General features: G+C 58.7%; 13 protein-coding genes. 5 read left to right on the top strand and 8 right to left on the bottom strand.

The annotated features are described in order from the left end of the window. Positions 1-149: 149 nt before the first annotated feature. Genes AC097P_RS19560 through AC097P_RS19545 form a run of 4 tightly spaced genes read right to left on the bottom strand, consistent with a single transcriptional unit; the run spans position 150 to position 3,734 of the window. Positions 150-947 carry an ABC transporter ATP-binding protein gene (locus tag AC097P_RS19560; RefSeq protein ID WP_479612112.1) on the bottom strand — a complete coding sequence of 266 codons (798 nt, stop codon included), beginning with the start codon at positions 945-947 and terminating at the stop codon, positions 150-152. Continuing rightward, positions 944-1,783 (bottom strand): ABC transporter ATP-binding protein, encoded by an 840-nt coding sequence (locus AC097P_RS19555; protein ID WP_479612111.1) that lies wholly within the window; start codon positions 1,781-1,783, stop codon positions 944-946. The genes AC097P_RS19560 and AC097P_RS19555 overlap by 4 nt, the downstream gene beginning before the upstream one ends. Further along, positions 1,783-2,859 carry a branched-chain amino acid ABC transporter permease gene (locus AC097P_RS19550; protein ID WP_479612110.1) on the bottom strand — a complete coding sequence of 359 codons (1,077 nt, stop codon included), beginning with the start codon at positions 2,857-2,859 and terminating at the stop codon, positions 1,783-1,785. Before AC097P_RS19550 ends, AC097P_RS19555 begins: the two co-directional genes overlap by 1 nt. Continuing rightward, positions 2,859-3,734 (bottom strand): branched-chain amino acid ABC transporter permease, encoded by an 876-nt coding sequence (locus AC097P_RS19545; RefSeq protein WP_479612109.1) that lies wholly within the window; start codon positions 3,732-3,734, stop codon positions 2,859-2,861. The genes AC097P_RS19550 and AC097P_RS19545 overlap by 1 nt, the downstream gene beginning before the upstream one ends. Positions 3,735-3,843: 109 nt before the next feature. Here AC097P_RS19545 and AC097P_RS19540 point away from each other — a divergent pair, with 109 nt between their 5' ends. Next, a complete protein-coding gene (locus AC097P_RS19540) occupies positions 3,844-4,671 on the top strand; it encodes a crotonase/enoyl-CoA hydratase family protein (RefSeq protein WP_479612108.1) in 828 nt (275 codons plus the stop codon). Positions 4,672-4,766: 95 nt separating this feature from the next. On the opposite strand, the gene AC097P_RS19535 is transcribed toward AC097P_RS19540, so the two are convergent. The 3 genes from AC097P_RS19535 to AC097P_RS19525 all read right to left on the bottom strand — a co-directional run bounded on the left by AC097P_RS19535 (position 4,767) and on the right by AC097P_RS19525 (position 7,677). Further along, entirely contained in the window at positions 4,767-5,984 is a 1,218-nt protein-coding gene (locus AC097P_RS19535; RefSeq protein ID WP_479612107.1) for a Kelch repeat-containing protein, read from the bottom strand. A 125-nt stretch (positions 5,985-6,109) separates the two neighbouring features. Next, positions 6,110-7,093, bottom strand: a complete 984-nt coding sequence (locus tag AC097P_RS19530) for a hypothetical protein (protein ID WP_479612106.1) — start codon at positions 7,091-7,093, stop codon at positions 6,110-6,112. Positions 7,094-7,254: 161 nt separating this feature from the next. Next, the gene (locus AC097P_RS19525) at positions 7,255-7,677 is read right to left on the bottom strand and encodes an acyl-CoA thioesterase (RefSeq protein WP_479612105.1); all 423 of its coding nucleotides are present in this window, start codon (positions 7,675-7,677) and stop codon (positions 7,255-7,257) included. 132 nt (positions 7,678-7,809) lie between these two features. Here AC097P_RS19525 and AC097P_RS19520 point away from each other — a divergent pair, with 132 nt between their 5' ends. Continuing rightward, positions 7,810-9,585, top strand: a complete 1,776-nt coding sequence (locus AC097P_RS19520) for an ABCB family ABC transporter ATP-binding protein/permease (RefSeq protein WP_479612104.1) — start codon at positions 7,810-7,812, stop codon at positions 9,583-9,585. Between the two features lie 44 nt (positions 9,586-9,629). On the opposite strand, the gene AC097P_RS19515 is transcribed toward AC097P_RS19520, so the two are convergent. After that, entirely contained in the window at positions 9,630-11,681 is a 2,052-nt protein-coding gene (locus tag AC097P_RS19515; RefSeq protein WP_479612103.1) for a M13 family metallopeptidase, read from the bottom strand. Between the two features lie 211 nt (positions 11,682-11,892). Here AC097P_RS19515 and AC097P_RS19510 point away from each other — a divergent pair, with 211 nt between their 5' ends. The 3 genes from AC097P_RS19510 (at position 11,893) to AC097P_RS19500 (ending at position 13,888) form a co-directional block, all read left to right on the top strand. Next, entirely contained in the window at positions 11,893-12,216 is a 324-nt protein-coding gene (locus AC097P_RS19510) for a carboxymuconolactone decarboxylase family protein (protein ID WP_479612102.1), read from the top strand. A 3-nt stretch (positions 12,217-12,219) separates the two neighbouring features. Beyond that, complete coding sequence (locus AC097P_RS19505; protein ID WP_479612101.1) at positions 12,220-12,783, top strand: hypothetical protein; 564 nt, start codon at positions 12,220-12,222, stop codon at positions 12,781-12,783. Positions 12,784-13,126: 343 nt separating this feature from the next. Beyond that, a complete protein-coding gene (locus AC097P_RS19500; RefSeq protein ID WP_479612100.1) occupies positions 13,127-13,888 on the top strand; it encodes a GNAT family N-acetyltransferase in 762 nt (253 codons plus the stop codon). The last annotated feature ends 226 nt before the right edge of the window (positions 13,889-14,114 follow it).

The following is a 14,114-nucleotide window of genomic DNA, read 5'->3' as shown; positions in this document are numbered from 1 at the left end:
CGCCCCAAGGCAAATTGACCCCCTTGGGGGGCAGCGACCCGCGGAGCGGTGGAGCGTGGGGGTCACGATTTGCCGCCGGGCCGCCCCAAGGCAAATTGGCCCCCTTGGGGGGCAGCGACCCGCGGAGCGGTGGAGCGTGGGGGTCACATTCATCTCCAGGTCTTCTTTTTCTTCCAGCGCCGCTCGCCGCGTACACCGTCTTCCTTAAGCCCCAGGTAGAACTCCTTGATGTCGTCCTTCTCGCGCAGGTGGGCGCAGGTGTCCTCCATGACGATGCGGCCGTTTTCCAGTACATAGCCGTAGTCGGATGCGTTGAGCGCCATATTGGCGTTTTGCTCTACCAGCAGGATGGTGGTGCCGCGTTCCCGGTTGATACGCACCACGATCTCAAAAATCTCCTTGGTGAGCTTCGGGCTCAACCCCAGGCTGGGCTCATCTAGCAGGATCAGATCAGGGTTGGCCATCAGCGCGCGCGAGATCGCCAGCATTTGCTGCTGCCCGCCCGACAGCAGGCCTGCGGGTTGTGTGGCGCGCTCCTTCAAAATCGGGAAGTAGGCGTAGACGGTCTCCATGTCTTTGGCAACACCATCGCGGTCCGAGCGGGTATAGGCACCCATCAGCAGGTTGTCGTAGACACTGAGAAGCGGAAACACTTCACGCCCTTCAGGCACGTGGCTCAGGCCCTGCTGCACGATGAGGGCAGGGTCCTGCGCTGTGATGTCTTCGCCCTTGAACGCGATGCTGCCCTTGCGCGGATCGATGATGCCGGAGATGGTCTTCAGAATCGTTGTCTTGCCGGCGCCGTTGGAGCCGAGAACCGTAGCAATCTCACTGCGGCGCACCTGCAGGCTTACGCCGCGTATAGCCTTGATGGGCCCGTAAGCGCTCTCGACGTTGAGCAGCTTCAGCACGGGCAGATCGCTGATGGGCGGGGGCAATGTGCTCATGCGCGCCCCGCAACAAAGCTTTGGCCAGATGCCTGGCGGCGCAGCGATGACACATCATCCACCGAGCCCAGATAGGCTTCGATAACGCCAGGGTCGTTCTGAACCTCCCGTGGTGTGCCCATGGCCAGCATTTCGCCCTGGTTCATGGCCAGCACCCGGTCCGATACTTTGGAGACCAGCGACATGTCGTGCTCCACCATCAGCACGGTGATGCCCAACTCGTGTTTGATGTCCTGAATCCAGAAGGCCATGTCGTCGGTTTCTTCCACGTTCAATCCGCTGGAGGGTTCGTCTAGCAGCAGCAACTTGGGTTCGGTGCACAGGGCGCGCCCCAACTCGACGACCTTGCGCACGCCGTAGGGCAGGCCGGCTACAAAGGTGTCGCGGTAGTGTTGCAGGCTCAAAAACTCTATGACCTCTTCAGCTTTTTCGCGCGCCTTGAGCTCCGCATCGCGGACTTTGGACGTAAAGAACAGGTCTTGCCACAAGCCCGTGGCGCGGTGCGTGTGCCGGCCGATCAACAGGTTGTGCAGCACGGAGGCGTGTTCGAACAGTTCGATGTTTTGGAAGGTGCGCGCTATACCCAGCGAGGCCACGTTCTGCGGCGGCTGCGCAGTGAGCTGGAGCATGCCCTTGGAACTGTGGAAATCGATGCTTCCGGTGGTGGGCGTATAGATGCGGCTGATCAGATTGAACACTGTGGTCTTGCCGGCGCCATTGGGGCCGATAAGCGTGAACACCTCGCCTGGCTTGACGTCAAAACTGACGTTATTTACCGCCAGCACTCCGCCGAAGCGCACGCTGAGATCTTTGGCTGAAAGGAGAGTGTTGTTCATTACTTCAGCCTGTCAGATTTCTGGAAAGACTTTTGCCGCTTGAACATGCCCTTGCGGTAGAACGGGAACATCTGCAGGTAGGTTCGGATCTTCAGCCAACGCCCGTACAGGCCTTGGGGTTCAAATAGCACGAAGGCAATCAGTACCAGGCCGTAGACCAGGCCCTGCAGCCCCGGGGCCTGGCCTACTACGGCCGGCAGGTGGTCTTTGGACATGGCGATGACTTGCGGCATGCTGATCAGAAAGATGGCGCCCAGAAACGCCCCGTGTACCGAACCCGCGCCTCCAATCACGATCATCAACAGCAGGTCGATGGACTGCAGGATGTTGAATTGGTCCGGCGAAATGAATTGGAGGTTGTGTGCATACAGAGCACCTGCAACGCCGGCCAGCGCGGCGGAAATCGCAAAAGACAGGGTCTTGTAGTACGCCAGATGGATGCCCATGCTCTGTGCGGAGATTTCTGAATCGCGTATCGCCACAAACGCGCGACCGGTGGGGGAGCGCAGCAAATTCAGGATGCCTAGTGTGGCCGCCACGGTGATCAGCAGGCACAGAAAGTAGAACTGCTCGCCAGAGTCGAGCACCCAGCCGAAGATATTGGGCTTTTTGATGTGAATGCCAGCGTTGCCGCCGGTCACCGATTCCCAGCGCGCCAACACCTCTTCGACGATGAAGCCAAAGGACAGCGTGGCGATGCCCAGGTAAATGCCCTTGACGCGCAGGGCCGGCAACCCCACGACCAAACCCACGGCTGCCGACAGGCCGGCGGCGCAGGCCAGCGCAATCGGGAAGGGCACGCCCATATTCGTCAGCACCGCATGCGTATAGGCCCCCACGCCAAGGAAGGCCGCATGCCCCATCGAGAACAGGCCGGTGAAGCCGGCAAGCAGCATTAGGCCCAGACCTGCGATGGAATAGATCAGGACCAAAGTCAGTTGTGCCAGCCAGTACTCAGCAAACAGCCAGGGCGCTGCCAGCAATAGAAGCAGCAATGCGCCGTACCAAAACAGATGGCCGCCATGTTTGGCGAGGTTGATGTCCTGGCCGTAGTCAGTTTTGAAGATGAAACGCATTAGACTTTTTTCCTGAGCTTTTCACCAAACAATCCGTTGGGCTTGACCATCAGCATGACCAGCACCACCACATAGGCTGCGGTGTCCTTGAAACCGTCAGGCAGATAGAAGCCCGACAGCGACTCCACGATGCCTATCACAAGCCCACCCACAATGGCGCCGGGCAGGCTGCCGAAGCCCCCGACAACGGCAGCGGGAAAAGCCTTGAGCCCGATGAAGCCCATGTTGGCATGCACGAAAGTGATGGGCGCCAGCAGCAGACCTGCAATCGCCGCCACCGCAGCGGCCAGACCCCAGGCAATGCCATTGAGCCGCTGCACAGGTATGCCCATGTAGTAGGCGGCCAACTGGTTTTGCGAAGCAGCTTGCATCGCGATGCCGAGCTTGCTGTAGCGGAACAGCGCGAACAGCAGCACACACAACACCGCCGTCGCACCAATCACCGCCATGTGCTCCACATTGAGCACCACACCGGCGACGTTCCAGATTTCATCCTTGTACGGAACCGGTAGTGCCTGTGTGTCGGTGCCAATACCGGGCACCATGGTGATGGCGCCGCGTGCCACGTAGCCGATGCCAATCGTCAGCATCACCACCGAAAAAGCGGGCTGCCCCAGTATGGGACGGATGACCGCGCGCTCCAGCACCACGCCGAACAGGGCCATGGCCGCAATCGCGCTGATGACGGCCAGCCAGTAAGGGAAACCCAGCATGGTCATGCCCACGAGTCCGCCAAAGGCGCCCAGCATCATCAGCTCGCCTTGCGCGAAGCTCACGGTCTCGGTGGCCTTGTAGATCAGCACGAAGCCCAGTGCAATCAGCCCGTAGATGCACCCTTGTGCAATCCCGCTGATCACCAGTTGAAGAAACAGCACATCGTCTCCTATTATTTTTTTGCTCCACGGTTATAGCTGGTGCTACCCGATTCCCCGTTAGGGTTGTCACTGATCACGGTGTCTCCCGCGAGACTGTTTAATGCATTGCATGCAAGCCCCCGTAGAAACCCGCAAGCAAGGCGCTGTCATCGTGGTAACACTCAATCGTGCCGACGTACGCAACGCCGTTGATGCCGACACGGCCCGCATGTTGTACGACGCGTTTGTGGCGTTCGATGCTGACCCCGACGCGCGCGTGGCGGTTTTCCATGGGGCACATGGGCACTTCTGTGCGGGCTGGGATCTGCAGGCCGGTGCACGCATGGCAGGGCAGATGCAAAAGGGTACGAATCCCTTTGCGAGTCTGGACTTTGCTACCGAAGACTATGCAAGCGCAAGGCCCGGGCCGGCCGGCCCCATGGGCCCGTCGCGCTTGTTGTTGTCCAAGCCCGTGATTGCCGCCGTTAGCGGCGCTGCGGTGGCCGGTGGCATGGAACTCGCGCTGTGGTGTGACATGCGCGTCATGGAGGAGGACGCCTACTTCGGCGTGTTCTGCCGTCGCTTTGGTGTGCCTTTGATCGATGGCGGCACCGTGCGTCTACCGCGCCTGATCGGTATGGGCCACGCGATGGATCTGATACTGACGGGGCGCAAGGTGCAAGCAGCAGAGGCCTTGCGGATGGGTTTGTGCAATCGCGTGGTTCCCACTGGGGAAGCGCTAGCCGCCGCTGTGGCATTGGCCGAGCAGTTGGCCCGCTTTCCACAGCACACCATGCTGGCAGATAGAGCCAGCGCCTACGCGCAGTGGGATCTGGACATGCCGCATGCGCTGCACCAGGAATGGGTGCGTGGCAAAGGCTGCATTGCGGACGGACTGGAAGGCGCCGCGCGCTTCGCTGCGGGGGATGGGCGGCATGGCGAGTTCAAAGAAAATTAAGCTACAGCCCCGGCCAGTGCTCGTCAAGTTGCTATGCTTTAAATAGCGTGCGTCAACTGCGTTGGGTGTCTGCTGAAGTTTGGGTGAACGTCCAACTATTCATAAAGGGCCGCGTCTGCACGTGGGGGCTGTCCAAAACCATCGATCTCTGATCCGCCGACGACCAGCACGGAGCCACTGCGCAATAGGGTTGCCGAGTGCCCCGATCGCGCACCCACCACCAGTGCATTGGTGATTGACCAGGTATTGCTCGCCGGGTCATACAGCTCGGTGATGTCCGTTGCCGTCGTGAATCCGGTTGCGGCGGAGTAGCGCCCGCCACCGGTTACCAGCACCGTGCCATTGGGCAACAGCGTTGCAGTGTGGTTCACGTGATCTGTGGAAATTGTGCCTGCCAGCGTCCACGTGTTGGCAGCCGGGTCATACATTGCTGCCCTGCGTTCGGCCGCTTGCCCATCGATACCGAGGCTTGGGACAAATAGCACTTTGCCGTTCGGCAGCAGTGTGGCTGAAACCATGTAGTGCTCGACGGGAGGCTTGGCAACGGCCGTCCAGGTGTTGGATGCAGGGTCATACATTTCGGCCCCGCTTGCCGAGGAACCACCACCGTAGACCAGCACGCGTCCATCTGGAAGCAGCGTGGCCGTGTGTCCATTGCGCGGTTGGGTCATGGGCGCGGCAGTTGTCCAGGAATTGGTTGCTGGATCGTAGAGATCGGCTGCGCGAAGGTTGGTGTTGTCACCCGCGTAGCCACCGGTGACCAGCACTTTGCCGTTTGGCAACAACGTAGCTGTGTGGCCGCGGTTGCTGGTGGTGGGTCGATTGGGGCCGGCTGTCGCGGCATTGCTGGCCATGTCGTATAGCTCAACATTGCGCGTGCCTTGCACGAAACCTGCAACGACTAGCAACTTGCCGTTGGGTAGCAGCGTGGTGGTGTGCCAAAACCGGGCAGATAGTAGCGCTCCGACTGCTGACCAGGACCCCGTCCCGGGGTCATACAACTCGACACCGGAGGTGCCGACGCCAGCGGCTGAGGTGGAACCGCCGACAACCAGAACTTTGCCGTTGGGCAATGCAGTGGCTGTGTGTGCAGCTCGTGCCGTCTGAAGTGCCCCTGTGGCGCGCCACTTGGCAGCTGGGATGGGTGGGGCAGGATTGGTTGCGATGGGCGCCGGGGTGGAAGGCGTGGGCGCTACGGGTGTCGGGGTGGACCCGCTAGTCGAACTACTGCCGCTACCTCCGCCGCCACACGCGGTCAGCACCACAACCACACCGCTTATCGCGGCGGCGCGGCTAACGTTCAAAAATTGCATGGACACTCCCTTTTTTTAATCTGCCATTTTCTCTGCTCGAGTATGCCAGTGCTGACAACCCGGCAGCAGCAGAAGGGGAGTAAAAAAGGGTACCGATAGCCGCGAGCTTACCAGCCTGCTAGGTGTTATGCAGTCGCCGTCGAGCCGTCGCCTGACGTTCTGGGCTGCCAGGATCCACTCGAGTGGTCGGGAGCTTCGACGTAGACCTTGCCACCGCCTGCAACGATGTGTCCGTATTGGTCCTGGCTGTAGCCGTCTTTGCCCTGGAACAGTGAGAAGTCCATCTGGGCGTAGGCACTGTTCATGTCTTGAGGTTTGGTAATCCCCAGGCCAATCATCATGTTGTTGACGGCCGAAACGCCCAATCCCAATTCCGAGGCCTTCTGGAATATCTGGCTTTGGCTGGGCTTGCCAGCGAAGAAAGTTTGCATTTCGCTTTTGTTGATGGCACGTCCCAACGTCGGCGAAAAATACGATGTCCACCCGCCATGCTTGCCGCCGCCAATATCTGTTCCCAAGCGGTTTGCGGCGTCTACAAACATGGTTTCCAGCACCGGCGCGCTGATCTGCTTCATGTTCATCCCGGTTCCGGTGGCCTGGAACTGCACCATCTGCGCGGCATTGAGCCCCAGCGACTTGACCTTTTCCGTCACTTGCGCGTCGGTGGGATGGCTGGCATAAAAGGCTTTGATATCCGCTGCCGCAGGCATGACCTTTTCGGTGGATGCTGCCTGCACGGTGGATTTTGCGGTGGTCAGCACGCCGGTCGCATCCCACGCAAATCCATTGCCGGCGTTGGCTACGAAGCCCTCGATCTGGGCCTTCAGTGCATTGTCTTTGCTGCCCTCAAAGCCACCGACGGTCATGGCCTGCGCGATCTGGTCTTCGGTGAGCCCCAGGGATGCCGCCCTGTCCGCTATTTGCTTGGCCGTGGGCTTGCTGGCGAAGAAATTCTTCACCTCTTCGTCCGTGTAGGGTGTGCCGTTGCTGGCAGTGCTCAGTACGCTGGCAAAGGACGACGATGCGGCGGTGTTTGCCGCGGCCCTGTTCCTGGCGCTCGCGCTGGCAACGGCATTGGTCGTGGTGTTGTGAACGTTGGATACGGACATGGTGCTTCCTTTACGCTGGGTAATAGCACCGGCCTGTGTGCGAAGAACGCTCTTAGGCCTAGTGTTGTACCCAGATTTTCAGGAATATGCCGGATGCCAATCCGCCAATAAGCCGCCCCATTTCCATGCACTATTTGGTTTTGCGCACGGCCGGTGGCCTGTCAGGCAGGCGTCGACGCGCGGGGAATTTCTCTCGGCCGTCCCTGGTCGTCAATCGCCACATAGGTCACAGATGCTTCCGTCACCTTGATGTACTGGCCCTGTGTGCCATAGCGCTCGGCGTAGACCTCCACCTTGACCGTGATGGATGTGCGCCCGATGCGCGTGACCTTGGAAAAGAACGACAGGATGTCACCGACCCGTACCGGGTGTTTAAACACAAACTCGTTGACGGCCACTGTCGCCATGCGGCCTTGGGTATAGCGCGCGGGCAGTACGGAGCCGGCCAAGTCGACCTGGGCCATGACCCAGCCGCCAAAGATGTCGCCATTGGCATTGCAGTCCGCCGGCATGGGGATGACTTTGAGGACCAGTTCCTCGTCTTTGGGCAGTTGGAGGCCGGATGGGCTTGAATTCGTAGACATAGGCACAATCCTAACCTCTTGCAGGACTGACCAAAATACTTCTCCCCCATGCGCGATCTTAGCCACCCAGCCTCTGTTCCTGTACCCACACCCACAGCATCCGCCACCCCACCCAAATCTGACTGGGCCACGATGCGGCGGCTTTTCCCGTATCTATGGGCCTACAAGTGGCGCGTGGTCTTTGCGCTGCTTTTCATGGTGGGCGCCAAGCTAACCAACGTGGGCGTGCCACTGCTGTTGAAAAATTTGGTGGACCGCATGAGCTACAAGCCCGGTGACCCGGCTGCGGTGTTGGTCGTGCCGGTTGCGCTGTTGTTGGGATATGGTGCGCTGCGCCTGTCTACTTCAGCATTCACCGAACTGCGCGAACTGGTGTTCTCCAAGGCCACGCAAGGCGCAGCGCGCAGCATTGCGCTACAGACCTTTGAACACCTGCACGCTTTGAGCCTGCGCTTCCACCTGGAGCGCCAGACCGGGGGGATGACGCGCGACATTGAACGCGGCGTGCGCGGCATCGAGTCGCTGATCTCGTTCTCTCTGTTCAGCATCGTGCCCACGTTGCTGGAGGTGGCCATGGTGCTGACCATTCTGGCGGTCAAGTTCGATGTCTGGTTTGCATGGATCACCTTGGGTGCTTTGGCGCTGTACATCACCTTCACCGTGCTGGTCACCGAGTGGCGCACCAAGTTCCGCCGCGAGGCCAATGAGTTTGATTCGGCCGCCCACTCCAAGGCAATAGATTCACTGCTGAACTACGAGACCGTTAAATACTTCAACAACGAAGGCTTTGAGGCCAAGCGATACGACGAAAGCCTGGAGCGTCTGCGGCGTGCACGGCTCAAGAGCCAGACCACGTTGTCCATGTTGAACACTGGCCAGCAACTCATCATCGCCACCGGACTCGTCGCTATGCTATGGCGCGCCACCCAGGGCGTTGTAGATGGTCGAATGACGCTGGGCGATCTGGTCATGGTCAACGCCTTCATGATTCAGCTTTATATTCCGTTGAATTTTCTGGGCGTTATCTACCGCGAGATCAAGCAGAGCCTGACCGACCTGGAAAAGATGTTCACACTGATGGAGCGAGAGCGCGAGATTGCAGACCTACCCGGCGCGCAGCCGCTGCAGCTGCAGGGCGATACGCCGTTGGCATTCGAGAATGTCAGCTTTTCCTACGACCTGCCCAGTGCAGCCAATCCCGGGGGCGGCCGCACCATCTTGCACAACATCAGTTTCAAAATCCCTGCCGGCAAGACAGTAGCCGTGGTTGGTCCGTCGGGCTCGGGTAAGTCCACCCTGGCGCGGCTGCTTTTCCGCTTTTACGATGTCAGCAACCCGCACGAGGGAGGCCGCATTCTGATTGCCGGGCAGGACATCAAGCAGGTGACGCAGGCCAGCGTGCGCCAGGCGATTGGCATCGTGCCGCAAGACACCGTGCTGTTCAACGACACCGTGGAATACAACATCGCCTATGGCAAGCCCGGCGCCACGCGCGAGCAGGTGGAAGACGCCGCCGCGTCTGCGCACATCCACAACTTCATCAGTTCCACGCCCAAAGGCTACGCCACCATGGTGGGCGAGCGTGGTCTCAAACTATCTGGTGGCGAGAAGCAGCGCGTGGCGATTGCCCGCACCCTGCTGAAGAATCCGCCGATATTGATCTTTGACGAAGCCACGTCGGCGTTGGACTCGGCTAACGAGCGCGCCATTCAGGCCGAACTGCAAAGCGTCGCCCGCAACAAGACCACGCTGGTGATCGCGCACAGGCTGTCCACGGTAGTAGATGCCCATGAAATCCTGGTTATGGATGCCGGGCGGATTATCGAGCGGGGTAATCATTCTGCGCTGCTTGCGGCACAGGGGCGTTATGCGGAGATGTGGGCGTTGCAGCAGCAGAGCGGGGAGTGAGGCTTAGGCTAAACCGGCGGGGAGAACGCCCCCGCTTTGTCGGCTTACCAAATGCGAACGCGTTCTTCCGGTGGCAGATACAGTTTGTCGCCCGGTTTCACATCAAACGCCTTGTACCAGGGTTCGAAATTGCGCACCGGCCCATTGGCGCGAAACATTGCCGGCGAGTGCGGATCCGATTTGATCTGATTGACCAGAGCCTCGTCGCGGTATTTTGTTTTCCAGACCTGGGCAAAGGCCAAGAGAAAACGCTGGTCTCCCGTCAGTCCGTTGAGAATCGGTGCTTCCTTGCCTTGCAGGCTCAGGTGATAGGCGGTGTATGCCATCGATAAGCCGCCGAGATCGCCAATGTTTTCACCCATGGTCAAGGCTCCGTTGACGCAAATCTTGTCCAACGGACAAAACCGGTTGTATTGCGCACCGAGCGCTTTCACCCGTGCTTCGAAATTCGCACGGTCGGCATCGGTCCACCAGTTCTGTTGTATGCCCTGCCAATCAGATTTACTGCCCTGATCGTCGAAGCCGTGGCCCATTTCATGGCCTATCACGGCACCGATAGCGCCGTAATTCACCGCCGCATCGGCATTTGCATCAAAGAACGGAGGCTGCAAAATTGCCGCCGGAAACACGATTTCGTTGAATGCGCCGTTGTAATAAGCGTTCACTGTCTGTGGCGTCATGAACCACTCGTCGCGGTCGGTTTTCTTGCCAATGCGGGCGCTTTCGTCATTCGCGTAGTACTGGCGCATCGCCAATACGTTAGCCATCAGGTTGTCGGGCACGATCTTGACCGACTCATAGTCTCTCCATTTGTTTGGATAACCGATCTTTGGCTTGAAAGCGTCGAGCTTCTTGTAGGCTTGCGCTTTGGTGGCTTCACCCATCCAATCAATCTTGCTCAGGTTCTGGCGCAAGGCCAGGCGAAGGTTGGCCACCAATGCATCCATCGATGCCTTCGATTCGGGGGTGAAGAACTTGGCCACATACACCTGGCCGACAGCATCGCCCAAACCCCGGCTGCCACCGACGATCTCGATCGCACGCTTCCAGTCGTCTTTTTGTGCTTTTTGCCCGGACAAAATCGTGCCTTTGAAAGCGAACGCCGCGTCGTCGATTTCCTTGCTGAGCAGGCCTGCGTTGTGGTCGATGGCACTGTAGGTCAAATAGTCGCGCCAGACCGGCAAGGGCGTCTGGTTGACGATGCTGAGAATTGGTGCAACTGCGCTCGGCGTGTCGATGTTGACCTCAGCGGGAATCGGCAGACCCTGCGCCTTAAAGTGCATGGTCCAGTCATAGCCGGGATACAGCTTCGACAAATCGGCAAACTGGGTTGGATTAAAGGTCTTGTCGCGGTTGCGCAACTCAGCCCGCTCCCAGGTCTCCTTGGCCAGCGCCGCTTCGAGTGTAAAGACTGCTTCTGCTTGAGATTTGCCGTCTTCCACACCGGCAAAGCCGAGCATTTTTTGGATATGTTCTACATACGCAGCGCGGATCGCGACGAAGCGCGGTTCCGGATTGACGTAGTAGTCTTTGTCCGGCAATCCGAACCCGCGAACTCTGATGTCGATCAGGTAGCGATCTGGATTTTTGCGATCAAGGCTAACGCTGGCGTTAACGGGAGCATTCGTACCATCCACATTGGAACGGCCGAAGGCCGCAACGAGCGCCGGCATTGAATTGATCGCCGCAATCTTGTCCAGCACCCGTCTAAGCGGCTTGATACCGGCCGCGTTGCGCGCATCACGGTTCATATAGCTGGCGTAATAGTCTCGCACCTTCTGCTCGTTGCTGCCTGGTGCAAGATCAGTGCGCTTGGCCAAGGCGTCGAAAATCTGCCGCGTTTGTACCTCTGAGTCTTCGCGCAAACTGTTGAATGAACCGAAGCTGACCTGATAGTCCTTGAATTGATAGGCGTCCAGCCATTGGCCGTTGGCATAGCGGTTGAAGTCATCGCCGGGCCTGACCGACAAATCACGCGCGCTCAGGTCAACGCCGAAGCTACCGATTTTCGGGCCCGAAGCGTTGGCATTGGCAGCGAGCCCAAGCGCTGTGGAAAGTGCCAAAGTAGGGATAAAACTGAGAAGAGTTGATTTCATGACGAGGTTCTAGGCGAGGAAACCTGAAGCTTAACCCCAGTAGAGCTTTGTCGCCCCCAACAGAAAATCTGGGGTATAGCGCTGGTGGGGCCGGCACTCTCTTAGCGTCACGGATCTCCCGCATGCCCCGGCCACAGCCCGCCTATACTGATTTGAATTGGTCAGCCAGTGATTGAAGCAGTTGACATTCCCCCATGAACCCACGCCGCGTATGACAACCTCAAACACGACACTTGATTCACACCCACTTGCCGAACTGGCACCGAAATTCATTGAGTTGAGCAGCGACGTTCTCTTCAACGACATATGGGAACGTCCGGGCCTTTCAAAGAGAGAACGCAGCTTGATTACGGTTGCGTCCCTGGTATCGCTTTACAGGCAGAACGAATTGCCTTTTCATTTAAAGAAAGCCCTGGAAAACGGTCTCACAAAGGAGGAGATTGTTGAAGCGATTACCCATCTTGCCTTCTACTCAGGCTGGCCAACTGCCGCGACTGCTTTGAACATCGCGAAGTCAACCTTCGAAGCGAACTGACGCGTGACCTACCCCGTAGCCGAGTTCATGCGATTTGGCGCACCGGACCCTGTCGCACTTGCGGGTAGCATTGCCGAAATGCGGGCCAAGTTGGCAACCGCAGTTAAAACTGGCGAGACCCTTGCAATTGTCGATGCGGCAGCCGACCTCGGAAGCATGCTCACCACCGCGCGACTGGAAGCTGAAGCAGTATTGCTCCTGGAGAAGCATATGGTTCATGCTGAGATGCATCTCCAATATGAGCCAGTGGGCTGGTTCTGGAATGCATATGCAACCGCCCTTCAGTATTGCGGTAGACGGGACCAGGCCGATCTGTTCTTCGTTAAGGCCGTTGAACTTGCGAGGGTAAGCGGCTGGCGTCGACTGGAAGCGTTGGTGCTGCACCACTGGGGCCGTAGTCTCGCTGAGCAGCAGCGATTCGCCGATGCGGGGGCACGTATCTCTGAGGCCCTCGCGATTCGAATAGAACTCAACGAACCGCGACAAGAATCGTCACGCCGCGCACTGGTCGAGCTTGCCGCCTTGCAAACTGCACGTGGTCACCCCTCCGCACGCGGCGAGGGTTAATGCTCGGATGACCCAGACGCACGAAGCGAATGCTGTGAGTTAAAACTGGTCTGCCTACAACTACGGTGCGGACATTCGCGGCCACCGCTGGTCGGGGCCAGTTGCGGCCTTCGGTCTGTGGCCACTTTCTGGAACACAATTGACTCAAATTGTCAGCCCCACGCTGGGAAGCCATCGGTCCGAAGTGGGGCGAAACCTGTCATCCGCGAAAGTCGGCTTACGGGACGTCTACTGAGATGCCGGTAATGAGTCAGTCGTAGACTTCAAGTTTGGTACGATTCTCATGGTTCTTCCAAACATTGTTCGTTAGGCCGCACTGTCTACCGTACTTTCCACTCGCAGCATGGAATACAACGCCGTCCACGCCTTCATCCGATCCCTGGCCCACCGAGAGCGCGTCGAGGTCGGTGCCCTAGTGCAAGAGATCGGAATGACGACAGAGGTCCGATACGCGTCGGCACTTGATTGGCCGTGGCCGCGGCAGTTCGCGTACACGCGGGAGTTCTTCTCTGAGGGCTCTCCCAGCGAGAGCCTGGAAGCAATCCGCGGCGGGACGGCCAAGACTGAAGAGCATGTCGTCAACTTCTTCTCGCCCGAACTCGATTCCGAGGTTGCGAAGTTCGTTGAGGCAGGGTATGTGCAGGCGTGGGTGAGTAACGTCCTTGGCCGCAACCTCAGTAATCAGTTGGCCCGCCCACTAGGAACTGGAGTGACGGTGTGTGAGGTCGTGTCCCCGGAGGATATGGAGCGCTACGCTTCCCTCCCTGGAATCTCCAATCCAGGCGCTGCACGCGACTCATCAATCCATAACTTCTACGCCGTCAGTGGCGGCGAAGTCATTGCCAAGGGGCAGCTCGTGTACCTATCCGGCGAATTCGGCTACGTGTCGGACATGTTTACTAAGACAGAGCACCGCAGGAAGGGTCTCTGCAACGTGATCATGTCTGCAATTGAGAGCAAGGCGCTCTTGCTGGGTGCAACGCATGCATGCCTTGCACCCGGCTTTGAGGTAGCCTCGTTCGGCCTCTTCGAGAAATACGGGTACACAAAAGTAGGCGTTCGCTCGGTACTCATACCAAGCCACGAGGTCGCTAGTACGGCCTAACCCTTCCTTCCTTCAAGCGAACGCGCCTTCGTCCCGCCGCTTAAGTCAAACGTCAATGCTGGATTTGAACGTCCACTTTGGCGCCTAGCGAAAGTACGCAATGGGCCTTAGGACTAAACCGCTCGCGCGGTAGCCCCTCTCCAGCGCATGTAGTTTGCGCTGAGTACCTGTGCATGCCTATGTTGTGCAATGAGGCAATTGGCCTCGGTTCACAACAGGAGCACAG

It is taken from the genome of Rhodoferax sp. ZS1R8 (genome assembly GCF_056521325.1).
The sequence above is the reverse complement of the archived record's forward strand: the minus strand, read 5'-3'. Positions and strand labels throughout refer to the sequence as shown.